The organism is Paraliobacillus sp. X-1268, assembly GCF_003426095.1.
GTDB lineage: Bacteria > Bacillota > Bacilli > Bacillales > Amphibacillaceae > Paraliobacillus_A > Paraliobacillus_A zengyii.
Genome location: NZ_QJSK01000002.1, coordinates 285,367 through 303,744, shown reverse-complemented (window position 1 = coordinate 303,744; position 18,378 = coordinate 285,367). Strand labels below are relative to the sequence as shown.

The window sequence follows — 18,378 nt, the reverse complement described above, 5'->3', positions numbered from 1 at the left end:
AATAGGAATTACACGGTAAGATTGGCACTTGTTTTTCATTTAGGAATTTGTTTCAGAATAAAAACATGACGTTCCTATATTCATGTAAAAATTTACATTCTTTTAACTTGTTCTTCATACTAGATTATTATAGATTTGATATAATTAAAGTGTTCAAAGAAAGCATAACTATCACTTGTAGCTTTCTCACGAAGTAATAGCCCCTTTTTTGATGTTTACTAGTATAGTAAACATCTTTTTTTCGTAAAAAAAGATGGATCTACAAGTGTAGGTCCATCTAAATAAGTTAATTTAACTCTTCAATTCTCTCTTGTACATCTGTTCTAGGTCTTGCTTTCGGTACTTTTGCTGGATAACCGATTTGAAGCATTCCCACAACTTTCTCTCCACGTTTTACCCCAATCAATTCACGGAAATTAGCTTGCGTAGTCAATGCACCAGTTTTCCATATCATCCCTATTCCTTGTTCCCAAGCTAGTAGACTAAAGTTTTGAATGAGACAACTTGTTGCAGCATAATCTTCTTCTCTAAGTTTTGCATCTGGATTCTCATCCATGATCACCATTAACAAAACGGGTACGTCCTTTATCTTTTTATAAGCCTTCTCTCCACTTTGTTTTTTAGCTTCCTCTGAACTTCCTGTTGCAGAGAACTTACGATTTAATTCTGCAACTTTTTCAATCGAATTACCATGAACAATTACAAATCTCCATGGTTCAGTCATTTTGTGATTTGGCACCCAAACTGCAGTATCTAACATGCCCTTTAATTGCTCAATGTCCACTGGACGGTCTTCATATAATTGGATCGAGCGTCTTTCTTTGATCAATTCAGATAATTGCATGCTTTCTCCCCCTATTAATTGAGAATTGTTTTCATCCAGTATATCACATTGTTTTTCGAAAAGTTAAAATAATTGCCTTTTAAAACAATTGATTGATGCAGACATAAAATATTTATCAACTGCGACATAACAGAATCACCTGACACGCTTTTCAAGTGAAATTGACTCCCTTTCCGCAGGCACGGAAAGCGAAGTATATTTCAGAAGCGGCATGTTACGTCGCAGTTTCTATCTACTAAGTATTTTATATTCTAATGCTATGAATTTATAAAATAAACTTTTTATAAGATAACTAAATACAGAAGAGTCTGTCACCTCTTTGACAGACTTTTCAAGCGTTATTATAAAGTTTCACCATTTGATTCGATTACTTTTTTATACCAATTAAACGATTTCTTTTTATATCGTTTACCTGTCCCGTTCCCTTCATTATCCAGGTCAACATAAATGAAACCATAACGTTTCTTCATTTCACCGGTTCCAGCACTTACTATGTCAATGCATCCCCATGAAGTGTAACCAAGTAAATCAACCCCATCATCTACAGCTTCTATCATTTCCTTCAAATGCTCACGCATATATTCAATTCGATAATCGTCTTCTACTGTATTGTCTTCCGTTAATTCATCGACTGCACCAAGGCCATTTTCCACAATAAACAATGGCTTTTGATATCGATCATACATTTGATTCATCGTTACCCTTAATCCAACTGGGTCAATTTGCCATCCCCAATCAGAGGATTCTAAATATGGATTTTTTAATGATTTAAAGGCGTTTCCAGATGTTGCTTGTTTATTCACTTCCGGATCTGCACTTGTTAATCGAGAAGAATAGTAAGAAAAAGAAATGAAATCAACAGGATACGTTTTTAATAGTACTTTATCTTCTGGTTCCATCTCAATTTCTACATCTAATTCTCTAAACAATCGATTTGCATAAGAAGGATATTCACCTCTTGATTGAACATCAATAAAAAAGTATTGCTTTTGATTTTCTTTAACTGATTTTAGTAAGTCATCTGGATGACATGTATAGGGATAGATTTCAGCAGCGGCTAACATACACCCTATCATGAAATCTTCGCCATTAATTTCTTTCGCTGCTTTAGTAGCTAAACTACTTGCAACTAATTGATGATGTGCCGCTTGATACTTGACTTGATCAGCGTTTTCATCCTCTCTAATAACAAGACCACCACCAAAGAATGGGATGTGTAGGAGCATATTAATTTCATTAAATGTCAACCAATACTTCACCTTGTTTTTGTACCGATTAAGGACAACTTTTGCGTATCGTTCATAGAAATCAACCAATTTGCGATTTCTCCACCCACCATACTCTTCAATAAGATACAGTGGTGTATCAAAGTGGTTTAAAGTTACTAATGGTTCGATATCATATTTCTTACATTCATCAAATAAATTATCATAGAATTCTAGACCTTTTTGATTCGGTTCTGTTTCATCACCATTAGGAAATATCCGTGGCCAAGAAATTGATGTCCGGAATACTTTAAAACCCATCTCCGCAAAAAGTTTAATATCCGCTTTATAATTATGATAGAAATCAATGGAGTCATGACTCGGGTAATAATTATATTCTGTCTTTAATGCAACCTCTGGATTAAACAGAGCCTCTCTTCTTTCTTGCCCTGCTGGTAAAACATCAACCAAAGCCATACCTTTTCCATCTTCTTTATATGCACCTTCTGCTTGGTTAGCAGCAATTGCACCGCCCCATAAGAAATCTTTACTTAATGGCATGTTTAATCCTCCTCAATTATCGTTATATCTAACTGAATTTTTACTATAAACAACTGGTATGCACTGTTACCGCATACCAGTTGAACAATACTGATTACTCTGCAGATTCTTCTTCGCTAGCTGCTTGCTTGTCTATTACACGGAAGAACGGATAGTAAATTAATCCTGTTAAAATTACCATTGCGATCTGTAAAATCAATATTGAAAAACCACCTTGCACGATTGCATTGAAGAATGCTGGTGTTCCAAGCGGTAAGTGTGCACCCGCTAACTTTGTAATCATCCCTGTAGACATCATGAAATATGGAATAATTGATGCTACTAAAGGTGCTACTACAAAGGGAATGGCTAGATAAGGATTTAATACAATCGGTAAACCAAAAATCAGTGGTTCATTAATACCAAAAATTGATCCTGGTAAAGATAATTTACCTAATGTTTTATACCGTTTACTTTTAGCCATGAACGACATAATTATCGCAAGACCTAATGTTGCACCCGATCCACCAAGCATGAAAAATAACTGAGCAAATCCAGTGTTAACAATGTTTGGGAGTTCTTCACCAGCGGCTAAGGCATCTAAGTTTTCCACCCCTAACGGCATCCATATAGTTAAATAAATTGGTAAAACAACAAGCATACCGTGAATACCTAAAAGCCACAAAATATGAATAACTAGAATCATAACAACAAGTGACCAGAATCCACCACCTAAGTTTTGTAATGGTGTTTGAATAAATGAATAGACAAGTTCATGCATGCTACCAAAATCTGTTGATCTAAATAAGAAACTTACAATAGTAAATAATGCAACGATTATAATCGCTGGTACTAAACCAACAAATGTTTTTGCTACTGTCGGTGGCACGCCATCAGGCATTTTTATTGTTATACCTTTATCCACAATTAAAACGTACAATCTTGCACTTATTATACCAACGATAATTGCAACAAATAGGCCTTGTGCACCTAAAAATTGAAATGGCAGAACAGCAGCTTCATCTAAAATGCCTGTTGGTGTTAAAATAAAGAATGACATTAGTGCAATTAAACCAGCTGGTGCACCATCTTTATCAAATGATGTCGCCAATCGATAAGCAATAAAGAATACTGCATACAACGCTATCATATCTATTGTATACTGACTTGGTAGTTCTAAGAGCGGTTTTAATCCTGTACTCGTAATGAAATTTTGATATGGTTCAATTGCCATACCACTTAATAATGTTGAAAATGCGCCTATAATAAGGGCCGGTAGCGCTGACATTAATCCGTCAGATACTGCTTTCAAGTACTTATTTGAACTTATCTTACCTGCGAAAGACTGTAGTTTTTGTTGGAATCCTGCTATAGCCATGAAATTCTTCCTCTCTAATTATAATTTATTTTGAATCAATTAATTCAAGAGCCCAATCCAAGACTTTTTCACCATTCATCATGCCGTAATCAAGACTGTTGATTACTTCTACAGGTATTCCATCTGCACCACCATATTGCTTTTCATAATCATCCTTCAGATAAGAAACTTGTGGCCCAAGAAGTAATACATTCGCCTCTTTAATGTGTTTCTTAATATCTCCACCTGATGTGGCCTCGATTTTCACCTCTTCATTTTTACTGGTTGCTGCCTTTTCCATTTTACTTACCAACATACTTGTTGACATACCTGCTGCGCATACTAATAGAATATTTTTCATTTTTTATTCCTCCAATTGATATTTTTTATAAGTTATTAATTTTTTCATGCATGTGGATCATCTCTGTAGCCAAGTCTTTAACAGTCATTGCATTCATCAGATGATCTTGTGCGTGGATCATTAATAATGAAATTTCTGCTTTATCACCACGCGCTTCTGCTTGAATTAAATCTGTTTGAATTCGATGTGCTTTATTTAAATCTTCACTAGCTAGCTCCATGAATTGATTTGCCTCTTCAAATTTTTCTTGTTTTGCGGCAGCAATTGCTCGCATTGCATTACTTCTTGCATTTCCTCCGTTAACGATTATCCCCATGATTATCTCTTGATTATCCAATCGGAAGCCCTCCCTTTCTTTCCTTATATCTTTTGTTTATTTGTTTTTCTTACTTTCTTTCTTAAGTTCATCTTAAATGTAAAACGCTTTCATCTAAAGTTAACCTTTTTCCGTACTTAACGGAATATAATAACCAGAGTAAAACAATATGTAATTACTGCGCCATATTGTTACTTTCTCAACCAAAATAAAAAGAATGTAACGTTAATGGCTACATTCTTCTTAATATATCAAGCACTTCTTGTTTGTTTTCACAGTTAATTAATTGTTTAATTGTTTCACGGCTATCAACAAACTTAATTAAATTCTTATACATCGGCTCTAATTTTTCTTGATTCTCATCAGCAACATGAAGGAGACAAACAAATTGCACCATGCTCCCCGCCCAATCAATTGGCTTCTCAAGCGTAGCTAGCGTCCAAAAAGTCTGATCTGATTTTGGAATCAACGGATGCGGAATTGCTACCAGATTACCATAACTTGTTGAAGCAGCATTTTCTCGTTCCATGATTGAAGCAATAATTCCTTCCTTAGCACGACCTTGTTTGACCAATTCGTTTCCTAAAAAAGTGATAACATCGATTGGAGTAGAACAAGATAAATGTAAATAAATTAAATTTGGATCCAAGTATTTATCAATAAGGGATATGCTTCTATCCTCTATAACTTGTGTGATTTTGTCTAATTCCCCGCTACCTAAAAGTGTACTAACAACTATATACGGAATATTAACCGAGTCTGGTAGCGTTACAGTACTGACAATAAAATCAATATCATCTTCATTATATTTTGGTAAATTGTGTAGCTCTGTTGCACCAATTATCGTTAACTGGTTACCAAATTTAGCACGCATTTTATAAAGTAATAACTGCGAGCTTCCTCGTCCAGTAGTACAAACAATTAAACAACGTTTGGGTTTGACTTGTAATTTAGTCCGTTCAATGGCCGCACCAAAATGTAAAGCAATATAACCTATCTCATTCTCATCAATCAAAATATTATGTTCGTGTTCAATAACTCTACTGGCAATTACTCCTGCTTCAAATGCTACTGGATAATTCACTTTTATTGCTTCAAGCATTGGATTACGTATATTCATATGATTTTTATAGCGATGAATTGCAGGTTTTAGATGAATCGCAATTCCTGCATACAGCTCACTATCTTTGGAAATACCCAACTTCATTTGTTCCTCTACTTGATAAACCAAACGATCAACTGTCTGTATGATTTTTTGATCAAAATTACTCACAATTTCCGATTGATTCTTATTTAGGAATATCTTGGTTCCCAACAGATGCATCGCAACATAGGAAATCTCTACTTTTGGAAAAGTTAACTGTACCGTTGATTCAATATCTTTTATAATCATTTTTGCAACTTGATGTTCTTTCTCGCTTTCTGTATCTTTATCATCAGCATTAACATTATTTATTTGTTCTACGTACTGTTCACTCTTAATCCTACGACACGCGATCGCAATATGCACAACTAGATTATCCAAGGCTATATCTGATAAATTAAGTTGAAATTCCTTTAACCGTTTTAAAACAGTTAAGCGGATTTCATCCATTTGATCTGCTGGAAGTAACCACTGCTTATCTGTTTTACCAGCAGTACTTGCTGTTCGACTAAACAATACTTCGGCAATACAATAACGAACATGCTTTTCCTCACCACTTAGTTTTAGACCATAATTTGGACGTTTCATTAAACTTAAGTGATATTCGCTGAGTACTACTTTCACATCTTTCAAATCATTTTTTAGCGTTGAGCGACTGACAAATAAATCATCAGCAAGATCCTCAATCTTTAAATAATTAGGATTTAATAAAAATTTCTTTACTAAATAGTGAACACGATCTTCTGGTTCGACAGGTACCGAATCCTCCATTTCCATCATTCTGTGTATAAAGTTTTTAAAGTTATCTTGTTCTATAATATCTAGATGGTAACCATGACCTCTTTCTGAGATAATCTTAGCTCCGGAATCCCGTAGTATTTGATTCAATTGTTTAATATCATTTCGAATCGTTCTTGATGTAACTTGAATTAAGCTAGCTATATGTTCACTAGTCACTGGAGTACTCTCTCTGATTAGTTCTTTGAGTATTTGCTGATGCCTCGTATTCATTAGAATCCCTCCATAGGTGTTAGCTTTCATTTCATTGTAAAGCGTTTTCATGATGTGTTGGGAATAATTATTTTCCTCTACTAAGGAAATTTCTTGCTTGTTTATGACTTTTCCAATCTTATCGAAATCATTTAATTTCGACATAGTATGCTATTATCTTTACAAATAATAGCATACTCAAAGTCTAATTCCACCAACAAATTTCACTCTTCAATACAGTTATATATTTTCATTACACATAAAAGACAAAAAATAAACCCGCTCATCATGATGTGATGAACGGGTTTAAAGACTATTCTAATACTCTACGCTTTTGATATAGATAAAATCCAAAGCCTGCTAATAGTAACATAGCACCCATTAGTAGCATGTTGAAGATACTAGTAGCTGTTTCTGGTAAAGATGTTTCATCATCATCACTAGAAGTAGCTGTAGCTGTTTCTTCATTTTCATCTGTATCGCCTGTGTCGGTATCGTCACTGTTTTCAGATCCTTCGTTTTCACCATTATCTGAACCATCTTCTTCCGGATTCGTTGGTTCTTCTTCTGGATTAATTGGTTCTTCTTCTGGTGGATCAACAGGAGTAGGAGGAACTGCCGCTAATTCAAATACAGTAAATATACTGAAGTGAGTCGTTATTGCAGTTAACATACCATCTTGATATGTTCCACCTATTAATTCCCATTCAGAGGTTTCTGGGTTGTAATAATACAATTTCACATCTTCTGGATTACTTACTTTATCATCGTCTACATTAAATTGTAATGTAACGTCTTCTGCAAATTCAGAGATAACTACACCATTAGATGTTATAGTAAAATCAAAAATCCCACTAATTGCTGCTTCTCCATTTACCATTAAACTATCAACTGCTACTACATCAACTGTTGTGTCACCGTCTCCAAATACGCTTGCTGGAATAGTTACAGTTGTTTGTTTCGTTTGAATTGTGATCGAAGCATTTTTTGCTTTTAACATTGCAATTTGGGCACTTGTCAAACTTACTTCGATTTCATCTTCTTCATTTAATTCAATGATCACTTTACCATTTTCTTCAACATTTTCAACCGCATCAACAGAAATAGTTGCTTTTCCATCTGTAACAGTTGGTTTTGTTGTAACGTTACCCGCTTCATCTGCTTGATCTTCCTCTGGTTCTGTTGGTTCTGTTGGTTCTGTTGGTTCTTCCTCACCTGGTACATATTCGCTTACATCAGTAGGACTAGTTATTTTCAACTGATATGTCTCATTAAAAATACTTGAAATACCAGTAAGATCAATTATATCGCCATCTTCAAATCCAAATTCATCGTATACGAGACCTGTTCGATTATCAACACGAACAAGAATACTTTCTCCATCTTTAGAAGCTGTGAACTCAAATGTTCCATAACTGTTCACTTCTTCAAGACCTGATATCGTTACACCTTTAAGTGATACCAATTGCCCTTGATTTGAGTCATTAATTGCACTTGGTGATAATTCAATTGGGTTCGGTACATCAGTAGTTCCAGTAATTTCTAAATTTGTTACACTAGATAATTGGAACTCACCACTATAGCTTGCAGCTTCAGCAGTAAATGTTACAATATCCCCGATAGAAACACTGTCATCACCATATACGTATGTTCCACCAGTTTCATCTTGCATATAGAAGCCATTGCTTCCCCATGCACCTGGTGTTGTAGTAACAATACCTTCTACAGTTACAACCGTACCAGCTTCTGCATTTCTTGCTTCCGCAATTGTTACTTCACCTAATTCTTCATCCGATCCATTATCTACTGCAACAATACGTCCTTCTGCCGCGTAATCAATTGGATTCGCTTCGGTACTTTCTAAACTCTTGACGTAATCAACAAACGAGTCTAAATCTACTGGACCCATTTCTACATTCATACCAAGATCTTTAATTGGCCCTTCTGAAGTTCCCATATAATTATTTACTGTTAAAGTATATGTTTCATCTTCATCAATTGGTGTGCCATCCATAAACATAATATCAATAGCTTCGTTTGTTGAAGTATCCCATGTATATTTCATTCCACCAACACTGTAATCTGGTCCATATTGCGGAGATAATTGTTCATTTATAATCTCGTACATATCAGCACCAGTCACTTCAACCTTCATTAACGTATTACCAAATGGCATGACGTTATATAAATTACCCCATGTCACTTCACCTGCTAATAACTGGTCTCTAATACCGCCACCATTCATCAGAGAAAAGTCACTATCCATGGAATATAACATTGCATCTGCAATTAAATTACCTAAGCCATGGTCACCATCATTCGAATAACTACCTGTCATTGTATTCGCATTATAACCTAATACTTCATTCATCTTATCCGCAATTAAGTCATCATACTTTTCTAATATTTCTGTTACCGCTGCATCTGGTTCCATTGCGCTTTGATCAACGAATACAATTTCTGCTTCTTTCGTAACAATATCTCCTGTTTCTCTATCAATCTCGATATCTATGTCTGCAAAAGCTTTACCATATTCAGATGCTTGAACAATTAATTTATTATCTACTACTGCATCAACCACTTGATGATTATGAGCAGCAAATATAATATCAACTGCATCATTTACATTGTTAGCCAAATCTGCTGCATCTCCTGTAGCAGACGCACCATCTTGGTCAGCTGGCATATGCGCTAAAACAACAATAGCTTCTACACCCTGATCTTGTAATTCTGCAGCTGCTTTATTGACAGCCGCTGTTTCGTCCGTAAATTCAATATCTTCAATTCCTGCAGGCATAACCATAGTTGCTGATGCCTGTGTATTAACACCAATAAAACCTATTTCTTCTCCATCAATTTCTTGAATTGCATATGCATCTAAGATTGTTTCTCCTGAGTCTTTATAAACACAGTTAGCACACAAATTGTCAAAGTCTATACCATCATAACCTTCTGTACCCAGGCCATCAGGATGTTCTCCACCATTTACCATTCGAAGTAATTCAGTAGTTCCTTCATCAAATTCATGGTTACCAACTGTACCAAAATCAAAACCGATTTCCTCCATTATTTCAACAGTAGGTTCATCTTGATAAAGTCCAGATACTGGTGAGCTTCCACCGATCATATCCCCTGCATGAACAATAAGCGTATTCTCATTATCTTGCTCTCGGTCTTTAATATAAGCCGATGTATAATCCATACGACCATACGTACCGTCTACTTCGCCATCTCCATCAATATCAAGATCATATTCTTGATCAATTTTACCATGAAGGTCGTTCATACTTAATAATTGAATTTCTAAAATGTCATCTGATGGTGGATCGACAGGTTCTGATCCTTCATCTTCTACCGCTGTATATCCTTGAGCTTCTGCTTCTTCTACACTAGCAAAGAAAATACGTTTATCTACTGGCACTTCCGCCCACTCTAATGGTGCAACATACTCTTTGGTATCAGAGTTTCCAACATATCTACCGAAATCTCCACCTTCTGTTATTGCACGATATTCAAAAGGAAGTTCCTTTAGTGGACTTTCTGGATTCCAAATTCCTAACTCATTATCTAATGCTTCTCTTGTGGCTGCTTGATATTCTGCATATTCGTTCTCATCACCAACTGGCCAAATAAAATACGAAACCGCGTAACCTTGTTTAACTTGTTCTAAATTTGTGTTTACGCCTTTTTCATTAATTACTTGCGCTAGCAAACGCCCGTATGCATCTGTTGCTTCTTCACCAATTTTTAATGTAACGGTACTTCCTTCAGGTAATAGCTGTTTTAAGTTTTCGGTTGCGGCATAACCATGTTCCTTCTGATTTGCTTCATCTACACCGTTCGCACCTGCTACACTTGTCTCTGGTGTGTCAATATTTACAAATCGAACCCGATCTGCTCCGAGTACTGGCGTGTTAAGTCGAATTGTATCTCCATCAGATACGTACATGACTGTTGATGTATAAACACCTGCTGCAGTTGGTGCTTCTGGTTGTTCATCTGCAAGTTTGATATCACTCGCTTCAGTCGGAATCAATTGATAAGAAGTGTATTGACTCATAATTGCCGTCACATCATACCATTTTCCTTCTTCTATTGCTGCAATATCTAGCGAACCTTCCATCACACGTAAGGTTGTACTATTAAAGTCTTCATCAACTAAGGAAATATTATAACCACCACCAGCTGGGCTGTCTGGAATATTGCTAATATAACCATTGATATGAACTAATTCTCCTTCATATCCTTCTGCGATTGCACTATCTTGCATATCTGCTAGCGTAATTGACTTTGGATCAGGTAACACTTGTCCACTATCAATCACTTCAACGCTAGTCGGTACAATTTCTTTTAAACCATTATACGTTTCAAGTTCTCCAGAAACCTTAACCTTATCTCCTTTTTCCAAAGTAGGAAAATCACCTTGGTCATAAGCAAATAGGTTAATCCCACCTGTATCATCTTGAATATACGTAGAATATTGTCCATTCCCAATCGAACTTGGACTAGCAAGAACAATACCTTCTACCATTGCAAGTTGCCCATCAGCCATCTCTCGAACATCTGCAATGTCTGTTACTTCTTCAGGAACAGTTGGTTCTTCTGGTTCGTCTACTGGATTATCTCCATAACTCCCCAAGAATTCAAAAGTATCTTTCTCAAAAGAATTCCACTCTGTTGATGGTGCATAATCATCAGTAACATCTGTGTCTCCAGAAACAACTGATTCTTTACGTACTAGAGTTTCATCGAGTGTGCTTACACCTTCTGATTCCCATGATGAACCAGGATCTTCTCCTACTCTACCAATCGAGTCTATAATACTATCTGTCTGCTTTAAGACTATAGCATCATCACCATTAAAGTTTGTAACGCCACCATTAAGAACATCTGCTACGTTTTTAATCTCTTCGCTTGCACTGGTATGCGCTATTACTAATACTTCTCCATTTGGTAAATTTCCTTCTAAATCTAATCTACTTCCTACTTCTTCTTTACCATTAGAATAAACTTCTAGACTATAATTTGATAAGTCTATTGTAGACCCAGTACCATTATATAGTTCAATAGCTTTGTTATAAGAACTCCCTTCTATATATTCAGAAATAATTAAATCTTCCTGTATTTTCGTTTCATTTTCTGCTGCGCTCACTACAGGAATAAGCGAACTTGAGAAATTCGAAAATACTAGAATTGCGATTAAAAACAAACTAATAAACTTCTTTAATGATAAATATTTCATCTGTTTCCTCCTATTGTTATATTTTACATTTTCTATTGTAACACACAAAAACCGAACATTATTAAACTTTTGTAAGGTTATCTTACGGTTTTTGTAAATAATTATTAAATTTCAGTCAATTTTTATTTACATTTGAGACTTTTTTACTACATTAGTACTTTACTAGTTTCAAATAATATAAAGTTTTTAGGAATTTAAGATCTTTAGTTGAATATTTTAAAATAGTAGCATATAATAATTATAGTTAATAAATTAATTTAATTAAGTTAAATGAGGAGGATTCATTTTTATGGAAACTGCAACATTAATATCGAAATTTCAAGGTGTTTTTCAAACAGATGTAATACCTCGCCTGTTTTTTGCTCCAGGTCGAATAAACTTGATTGGTGAACATACCGATTATAATGGTGGCTTTGTCTTCCCTGCTTCTATTTCATTTGGAACTTATGCTTTAGCTTTAAAACGAACTGATTCAAAGGTTCGCTTCTATTCAATGAACTTTGATGATAGCGGTATCATTACAACGACATTAAGTGATTTATCCTATAATCAGAAAGATGATTGGGCTAATTACCCTAAAGGCATGCTGGCTAGCTTAATCAATGAAGGATTTTCAATTGAGACTGGTTTTGATGTACTCTACTTTGGCAATATTCCAAATGGTGCCGGATTATCTTCCTCCGCATCAATCGAATTAGTTACTGGGGTCTTATTAGAAAGTTTGTTTGACCTACGTATCAATCGGATTCACATGGTACAATTAGGCCAAAAAGTAGAAAATAACTATATTGGTGTGAATAGTGGTATTATGGATCAATTTGCAATAGGTATGGGCAAGAAAGATCACGCCATCTTACTCGATTGCAATACACTAGATTACCAATACGCGCCAGTTGATTTAAAGGATTATGTGATTATGATCATTAATACAAATAAACGTCGTGAACTAGCAGGATCCAAATATAATGAGCGTCGCACGCAATGCGAACAAGCATTAAAAGATTTGCAAACTGAATTAAAAATTAAAAGTTTAGGCGAATTATCGATTGAGAAATTTGAAAAGCATAAACACTTAATTGAAAGCAAAACAAATCAACAACGCGCAAAACATGCTGTGTATGAAAATCAACGAACAAAAGAAGCATTAGCAAAGTTACAGAGTGAAGATTTAGTTGCGTTTGGTGAATTAATGAACCAATCACATATTTCTCTTCAATATGATTATGAAGTAACTGGCGTTGAACTAGACACAATTGTTGAAGCTGCTTGGAAACAAGCAGGTGTAATCGGAGCTCGTATGACAGGAGCAGGGTTTGGTGGTTGTGCCATTGCAATTACACCGCGTAGTGAGGTGGATACTTTTAAAGAAAATGTCAATGCGATATATAAAGAAAAAATAGGTTATGATGCAACGTTTTACCTCGCAACAATTGGAGATGGTGCGAAGGAAATCACAACAGAAGGAGTGTTATAAATGCAAGTATTGGTTTTAGGTGGAGCAGGATTTATTGGTTCTCATGCGGTCTATCAATTAATCGATCAAGGACATAAGGTTATTGTGGTTGATAATTTAGAAACTGGGCATCGCGAGGCCCTACATCCTGACGTAACATTTTACCCTGGTGATATTCGTGATATTGACTTTTTACGTGAAGTTTTTTCAAATGAAAATATTGAGGCAGTCCTACATTTCGCTGCTAATTCTTTAGTTGGTGAATCCATGGAGAACCCACTCAAGTATTTCGATAATAATGTTTATGGTACACAAGTATTATTGCAGGCAATGCACGAGTTTTCTATTGATAAAATTGTCTTCTCTTCCTCGGCTGCTACTTACGGGGAACCCGAGTCTGTTCCAATAACAGAAACAATGCCTACTTTACCAACAAGCACCTATGGGGAAACAAAACTAACAATGGAAAAATTAATGAAGTGGTGTGAAGTTGCATATGGTATACGTTATGTATCATTACGATATTTTAATGTTGCTGGAGCGCGATCAACAGCTGTAATTGGTGAAGACCATCAACCAGAGACTCATCTCATTCCTATTATCTTACAGGTAGCCTTAGAGCAACGTCCACATATTACTGTGTTTGGTGAAGACTATCCAACGGAAGATGGCACATGTATTCGTGATTACATTCATGTCGAAGATTTAATAGATGCACATATTCTTTCTCTTGAATATTTACAAAGTGGCAGTGCTAGTGACATCTTTAATTTAGGCAGCAGCCAAGGTTTTTCTGTAAAAGAAATGATTCAAGCAGCTAGAGAAGTGACCAACCATGCTATTCCTGCAAAAATTGGTGAACGACGAGCTGGCGATCCTAGCACACTAATCGCTTCATCTGAAAAAGCGAAGACTATCTTGAAATGGGAACCTAAAAAAACGGAGATAAACCGTATCATTCAAGATGCTTGGCGCTGGCACCAAAAACATCCAAATGGCTATCGAAAGGAAATGTAGATCATGAATCAACACATCTTTAAACATATAGCGCAATTAATTGAAAAAGGAATAAAGCAAGCGTTGATCACTGAACGTGATGAAATTTACGTACGGAATCAAATACTTGGATTGCTACAATTGGAAAAGTATGAAGAGCCAGATAAAGGAACAGAAGATAGAAGCATTCCTGACTTACTCGATACCCTGCTATCCTTTGCCATAGAGACGAAAGTAATAGCAGATATTTTAGATGAAAAGGAAATGCTTAGCGCAAAGATTATGGATTGCTTTTTATCGAAACCGTCGGAAATTAACGCAATTTTTCATCAGAAATATAAGGAATCACCAAGCGCTGCTACAGACTACTTTTATCAACTAAGTAAAGATAGTAACTATATTCAAATGAAGCGAATCGCCAAGAATATTCACTATAAGACACAAACACCCTATGGCGATTTAGACATTACTATTAATTTATCCAAACCTGAGAAAGATCCTGAACAACTTAAACGGGAACGTGCGATGAAGCAAGTTGTAAGCTACCCAAATTGTGTACTTTGCGCGGAAAATGAAGGATACGTTGGACGAACCGGACATCCAGCTAGGTCCAATCACAGAATTATCGACGTTACATTAGAAGGAGAACAGTGGTTTTTACAATACTCTCCTTATGTTTATTATAATGAGCATAGTATTTTGTTTGCAGGCGAGCATAGGCCCATGAAAATAAATCGTGCAAGTTTTGAACGTTTAACAGCTTTTGTTGAACAGTTTCCTCATTACTTTATGGGATCCAATGCGGACATACCAATTGTTGGTGGCAGTATTCTGAATCACGACCATTACCAAGGCGGAAGATATACTTTTGCAATGACAAAAGCACAAGAAGAATTCCTATTCGAATTAGAGAGATTTCCACATGTTCATGCTGCCGTTGTAAAATGGCCTATGTCTGTTATTCGTTTACGTAGTCAACAAAAGGAAGATCTGCTTGACGCTGCAGATCATATTTTGAAAACTTGGAAGCAATATAGTGATTCTAGCGTTGCTATTAAAGCATTTACTAAATCCACACCACATAATACAATTACACCAATTGCACGGATACGAGATGATCACTTTGAATTAGATCTTGTCTTACGTAATAATCGGACATCTGAGCTACATCCTTTTGGTATTTTTCATCCACATGAAGATGTCCATCATATAAAAAAAGAAAACATCGGATTAATTGAAGTAATGGGGTTAGCCGTACTACCTCCTCGTTTAAAATCTGAAATTGATTTAATTAAAAGCTTTTTAATTGATGGTAAAACCAAAGTGGATTCTTATCATCAAGCATGGGCGGAGGAAATCAAGCATGCTCATCCTAACTTGAGTGAATCTAACGTGGAAGAAATCGTTTATGACGCTTTAGGTAAAAAATTCACCCGAGTTTTAGAGGATTCTGGTGTCTTTAAGTCGAATAATGAAGGTAGAGAAGCGTTTAAACGTTTCCTTGAAACCTTAAATCGGTAAATATAGGAGGGCAATATATGCAAGTAAACGTAGAAAATTTAGAAATTGCAGGACACAGTTGGAAAGAGTTCACACTTTCTAACAAGCAAGGAATGGAAGTTAGCTGCCTTAATTATGGTGGAATTATCACAAAAATAATGACACCCAATAAAAATAACGAATTTGAAAACGTTATCTTAAGTTATGCAGATTATGAAGATTATCTCGATAATCCTAATTTTTTCGGTGCTTTAATTGGTCGTGTAGCTGGTAGAATTGAAGCATCCTCTTTTCAATTAGAAGGTAAGACTTATAATCTGCCATCTAATGAAGGAAAACACCATTTACACGGAGGCGCTGCAGGTTTCCATAAAGTACTTTGGCAAGCCGCTCCATTTGAAGAATCTGATGCTGTTGGGGTTACGCTAACACATAGAAGTCAAGATGGAGATGGAGGTTATCCAGGAAATCTTGTTATGAAAGTGACTTATACGCTAACAAATGAGAACGCTTTTAACATCACTTATGAAGCTGTTGTAGATCAAAAAACTATCCTAACCACTACAAATCACTCCTATTTTAATTTGAGTGGAAATTTAAAAACAGATATTTTACAGCATGATGTGAAAATGGAGGCTAGTCAATTTGTTGAATTAGATCATGAATTAATACCTACCGGAAATATTCTTCCTGTTGAAGGTACCGTGTTTGATTTTCAACATGGTCATAAGATTATAGATGGTATACATTCAGTTGATCAGCAAAACCTAGTCGCGTCAAACGGGTATGATCATTATTTCCTTTTTGATCATAACAAAAAAGAAAATGTAGTAGTTACAGAACAAACAAGTGGTAGAAAATTGACTGTCCAAACAGATCAACCAGGTATCGTTATGTATACTTCAAATGGTCTGGACGACACAATTAAACTTAGAGAGGGCAAGTCGGCTAAATATTTAGGTGTTTGTTTAGAAACACAATCAACACCTGCCTCACTTGAACATGAAGGTTTCCCTAGTATTTTACTAGAAAAGGATGCACCTTATAAAACAACTACTAACTTTATTTTTAGTACGAACTAATAGCAAAAGAATAGGATACTAAATTAACTAAATCAAACAATCGGAATATTATATATGTTTATTCAACTATAGTTCGATTATTTGATTGAGTTAAAAGGTAATTTAGAAGTTGAAATATGCGAGACTACTGTGTGAACAGCAAATGTATTCGATGAGGCGAGTAATGCAGTCCCACAAACTGAAAATTCTCCATAGATAGCTGAGGTTCACGGATAGAAAGTATATTTAATGCTGCGGAAGGTTCGTTATGTGCAAGAGACTCATTTAAGTTATTTAAATCACTAAAGAAAAACTAGGACACGTTTGCATGTCCTAGTTTCTTTATACCTATTCACTTTAGCTTCTTATTAAAAATTTCACTCCGTATGTCGCTAGTTATATAGGTTCCACCTAGTCTTCATCTACTAATCTATCTGTATCTCCTTCTCTTCATTAGAAAATTGAATATGAATAGATATTCTATAAAAATGATTATGGAATGATAGAACCCTGTAGACTCGAAGGAAACAGCTGTAAGTGAACTTGCTTCTCTTATCCTTTGATTAATTTTGTTCGAATATGGTTAGAGAATAATTCCACTAGTAAAATAAGGATCATTAAACCAATTAAGATAGACCCTACTTCTGTCCATCTGTAGGCATTCATCGCAAAAATTAGAGGTGCACCTATACCCCCAGCGCCTACCAAGCCTAGAATAGAAGCTTCTCTTAAATTCATGTCGAAGCGATATATCATAATAGATAGAAAAATCGCAAATAATTGAGGTACGATCCCATATCGGATCTTTTCAAACGTGTTACAGCCAATCGATGTCATGGACTCCAGAATGCTTGTATCTAAATCTTCAATTGCGTCCACATAAAGCTTCGCTAGCATTCCAATCGAAATAAGCGCAATGGTGAGCACACCTGCAAAAGGTCCTGGTCCTGTCACCCGAATAAACATTAATCCATAAACCAAAGCAGGAACTGTTCTGATAAAAATCAGTAATAGTCTTGTAACAAATGCTACAGGCTTAGGCACCACGTTTGACGCCGATAAAAAGGCTAATGGAATAGCTAATAAAGCTCCAATAATCGTGCCTAAAAAAGCAATCGCTATCGTCTCAACCAGTAAATACAATACCCCTTGTGATGTCACATTTAATAATAAATCTAAATCTGGAGTGACAATACCTTGTAAAATATTTGTCGCAATTACCCAGCCACTTTCCTCAACATTTTCAAGATTCACTGCTGAAAAGGACCATATAAATAAGGAAGCAACGAGGGCTGTCACGATTAAAATATAACGATTATTACGAGGTACATTCATTAATTGCTTTTCTATCATTTCCATTTATTTTTCC

At 35.6% G+C, this 18,378-nt stretch carries 12 protein-coding genes; 4 read left to right on the top strand and 8 right to left on the bottom strand.

Features of this window, described 5'->3' with window-relative positions:
* Positions 1–286: 286 nt before the first annotated feature.
* The 7 genes from D2K62_RS05965 to D2K62_RS05935 form a co-directional block, all read right to left on the bottom strand.
* Positions 287–844 (bottom strand): nitroreductase family protein, encoded by a 558-nt coding sequence (locus tag D2K62_RS05965; protein ID WP_117161088.1) that lies wholly within the window; start codon positions 842–844, stop codon positions 287–289.
* A 341-nt stretch (positions 845–1,185) separates the two neighbouring features.
* Positions 1,186–2,610 (bottom strand): 6-phospho-beta-glucosidase, encoded by a 1,425-nt coding sequence (locus tag D2K62_RS05960; protein ID WP_117161087.1) that lies wholly within the window; start codon positions 2,608–2,610, stop codon positions 1,186–1,188.
* Positions 2,611–2,704: 94 nt separating this feature from the next.
* Positions 2,705–3,967 (bottom strand): PTS sugar transporter subunit IIC, encoded by a 1,263-nt coding sequence (locus D2K62_RS05955; protein ID WP_117161086.1) that lies wholly within the window; start codon positions 3,965–3,967, stop codon positions 2,705–2,707.
* 25 nt (positions 3,968–3,992) lie between these two features.
* On the bottom strand, positions 3,993–4,307 hold the full coding sequence (locus tag D2K62_RS05950) for a PTS sugar transporter subunit IIB (protein ID WP_117161085.1): 315 nt from the start codon (positions 4,305–4,307) through the stop codon (positions 3,993–3,995).
* 25 nt (positions 4,308–4,332) lie between these two features.
* Positions 4,333–4,623 carry a PTS lactose/cellobiose transporter subunit IIA gene (locus D2K62_RS05945; RefSeq protein ID WP_232827972.1) on the bottom strand — a complete coding sequence of 97 codons (291 nt, stop codon included), beginning with the start codon at positions 4,621–4,623 and terminating at the stop codon, positions 4,333–4,335.
* A gap of 232 nt (positions 4,624–4,855) precedes the next feature.
* Positions 4,856–6,778, bottom strand: a complete 1,923-nt coding sequence (locus tag D2K62_RS05940; protein WP_117161110.1) for a BglG family transcription antiterminator — start codon at positions 6,776–6,778, stop codon at positions 4,856–4,858.
* 292 nt (positions 6,779–7,070) lie between these two features.
* Complete coding sequence (locus D2K62_RS05935) at positions 7,071–11,999, bottom strand: 5'-nucleotidase C-terminal domain-containing protein (RefSeq protein WP_117161083.1); 4,929 nt, start codon at positions 11,997–11,999, stop codon at positions 7,071–7,073.
* A 289-nt stretch (positions 12,000–12,288) separates the two neighbouring features.
* Between D2K62_RS05935 and D2K62_RS05930 the strand changes: the two genes are divergently transcribed.
* Genes D2K62_RS05930 through D2K62_RS05915 form a run of 4 tightly spaced genes read left to right on the top strand, consistent with a single transcriptional unit; the run spans position 12,289 to position 17,030 of the window.
* Positions 12,289–13,473: a galactokinase gene (locus D2K62_RS05930; RefSeq protein ID WP_117161082.1), complete on the top strand. Its 1,185-nt coding sequence runs from the start codon at positions 12,289–12,291 to the stop codon at positions 13,471–13,473.
* Positions 13,474–14,469 carry a UDP-glucose 4-epimerase GalE gene (gene galE / locus D2K62_RS05925; protein ID WP_112182308.1) on the top strand — a complete coding sequence of 332 codons (996 nt, stop codon included), beginning with the start codon at positions 13,474–13,476 and terminating at the stop codon, positions 14,467–14,469. It begins immediately after the preceding gene.
* Between the two features lie 3 nt (positions 14,470–14,472).
* Entirely contained in the window at positions 14,473–15,969 is a 1,497-nt protein-coding gene (gene galT / locus D2K62_RS05920) for a UDP-glucose--hexose-1-phosphate uridylyltransferase (protein ID WP_112182309.1), read from the top strand.
* Between the two features lie 17 nt (positions 15,970–15,986).
* Positions 15,987–17,030 (top strand): aldose epimerase family protein, encoded by a 1,044-nt coding sequence (locus tag D2K62_RS05915; protein WP_117161081.1) that lies wholly within the window; start codon positions 15,987–15,989, stop codon positions 17,028–17,030.
* Positions 17,031–17,561: 531 nt separating this feature from the next.
* Here the strand turns inward: D2K62_RS05915 and phnE are convergent.
* A complete protein-coding gene (gene phnE / locus D2K62_RS05910) occupies positions 17,562–18,368 on the bottom strand; it encodes a phosphonate ABC transporter, permease protein PhnE (protein WP_112182311.1) in 807 nt (268 codons plus the stop codon).
* Positions 18,369–18,378: the final 10 nt, after the last annotated feature.

What these genes read in the sequence shown, in the direction of transcription:
- galT (WP_112182309.1), top strand. Translation starts at nt 14,473, where the DNA reads ATGAATCAACACATCTTTAAACATATAGCGCAATTAATTGAAAAAGGA.
- D2K62_RS05945 (WP_232827972.1), bottom strand. Translation starts at nt 4,623, where the DNA reads ATGGGGATAATCGTTAACGGAGGAAATGCAAGAAGTAATGCAATGCGA.
- D2K62_RS05960 (WP_117161087.1), bottom strand. Translation starts at nt 2,610, where the DNA reads ATGCCATTAAGTAAAGATTTCTTATGGGGCGGTGCAATTGCTGCTAAC.
- D2K62_RS05950 (WP_117161085.1), bottom strand. Translation starts at nt 4,307, where the DNA reads ATGAAAAATATTCTATTAGTATGCGCAGCAGGTATGTCAACAAGTATG.
- D2K62_RS05940 (WP_117161110.1), bottom strand. Translation starts at nt 6,778, where the DNA reads ATGAATACGAGGCATCAGCAAATACTCAAAGAACTAATCAGAGAGAGT.
- phnE (WP_112182311.1), bottom strand. Translation starts at nt 18,368, where the DNA reads ATGGAAATGATAGAAAAGCAATTAATGAATGTACCTCGTAATAATCGT.
- D2K62_RS05965 (WP_117161088.1), bottom strand. Translation starts at nt 844, where the DNA reads ATGCAATTATCTGAATTGATCAAAGAAAGACGCTCGATCCAATTATAT.
- D2K62_RS05915 (WP_117161081.1), top strand. Translation starts at nt 15,987, where the DNA reads ATGCAAGTAAACGTAGAAAATTTAGAAATTGCAGGACACAGTTGGAAA.
- D2K62_RS05955 (WP_117161086.1), bottom strand. Translation starts at nt 3,967, where the DNA reads ATGGCTATAGCAGGATTCCAACAAAAACTACAGTCTTTCGCAGGTAAG.
- D2K62_RS05930 (WP_117161082.1), top strand. Translation starts at nt 12,289, where the DNA reads ATGGAAACTGCAACATTAATATCGAAATTTCAAGGTGTTTTTCAAACA.
- galE (WP_112182308.1), top strand. Translation starts at nt 13,474, where the DNA reads ATGCAAGTATTGGTTTTAGGTGGAGCAGGATTTATTGGTTCTCATGCG.
- D2K62_RS05935 (WP_117161083.1), bottom strand. Translation starts at nt 11,999, where the DNA reads ATGAAATATTTATCATTAAAGAAGTTTATTAGTTTGTTTTTAATCGCA.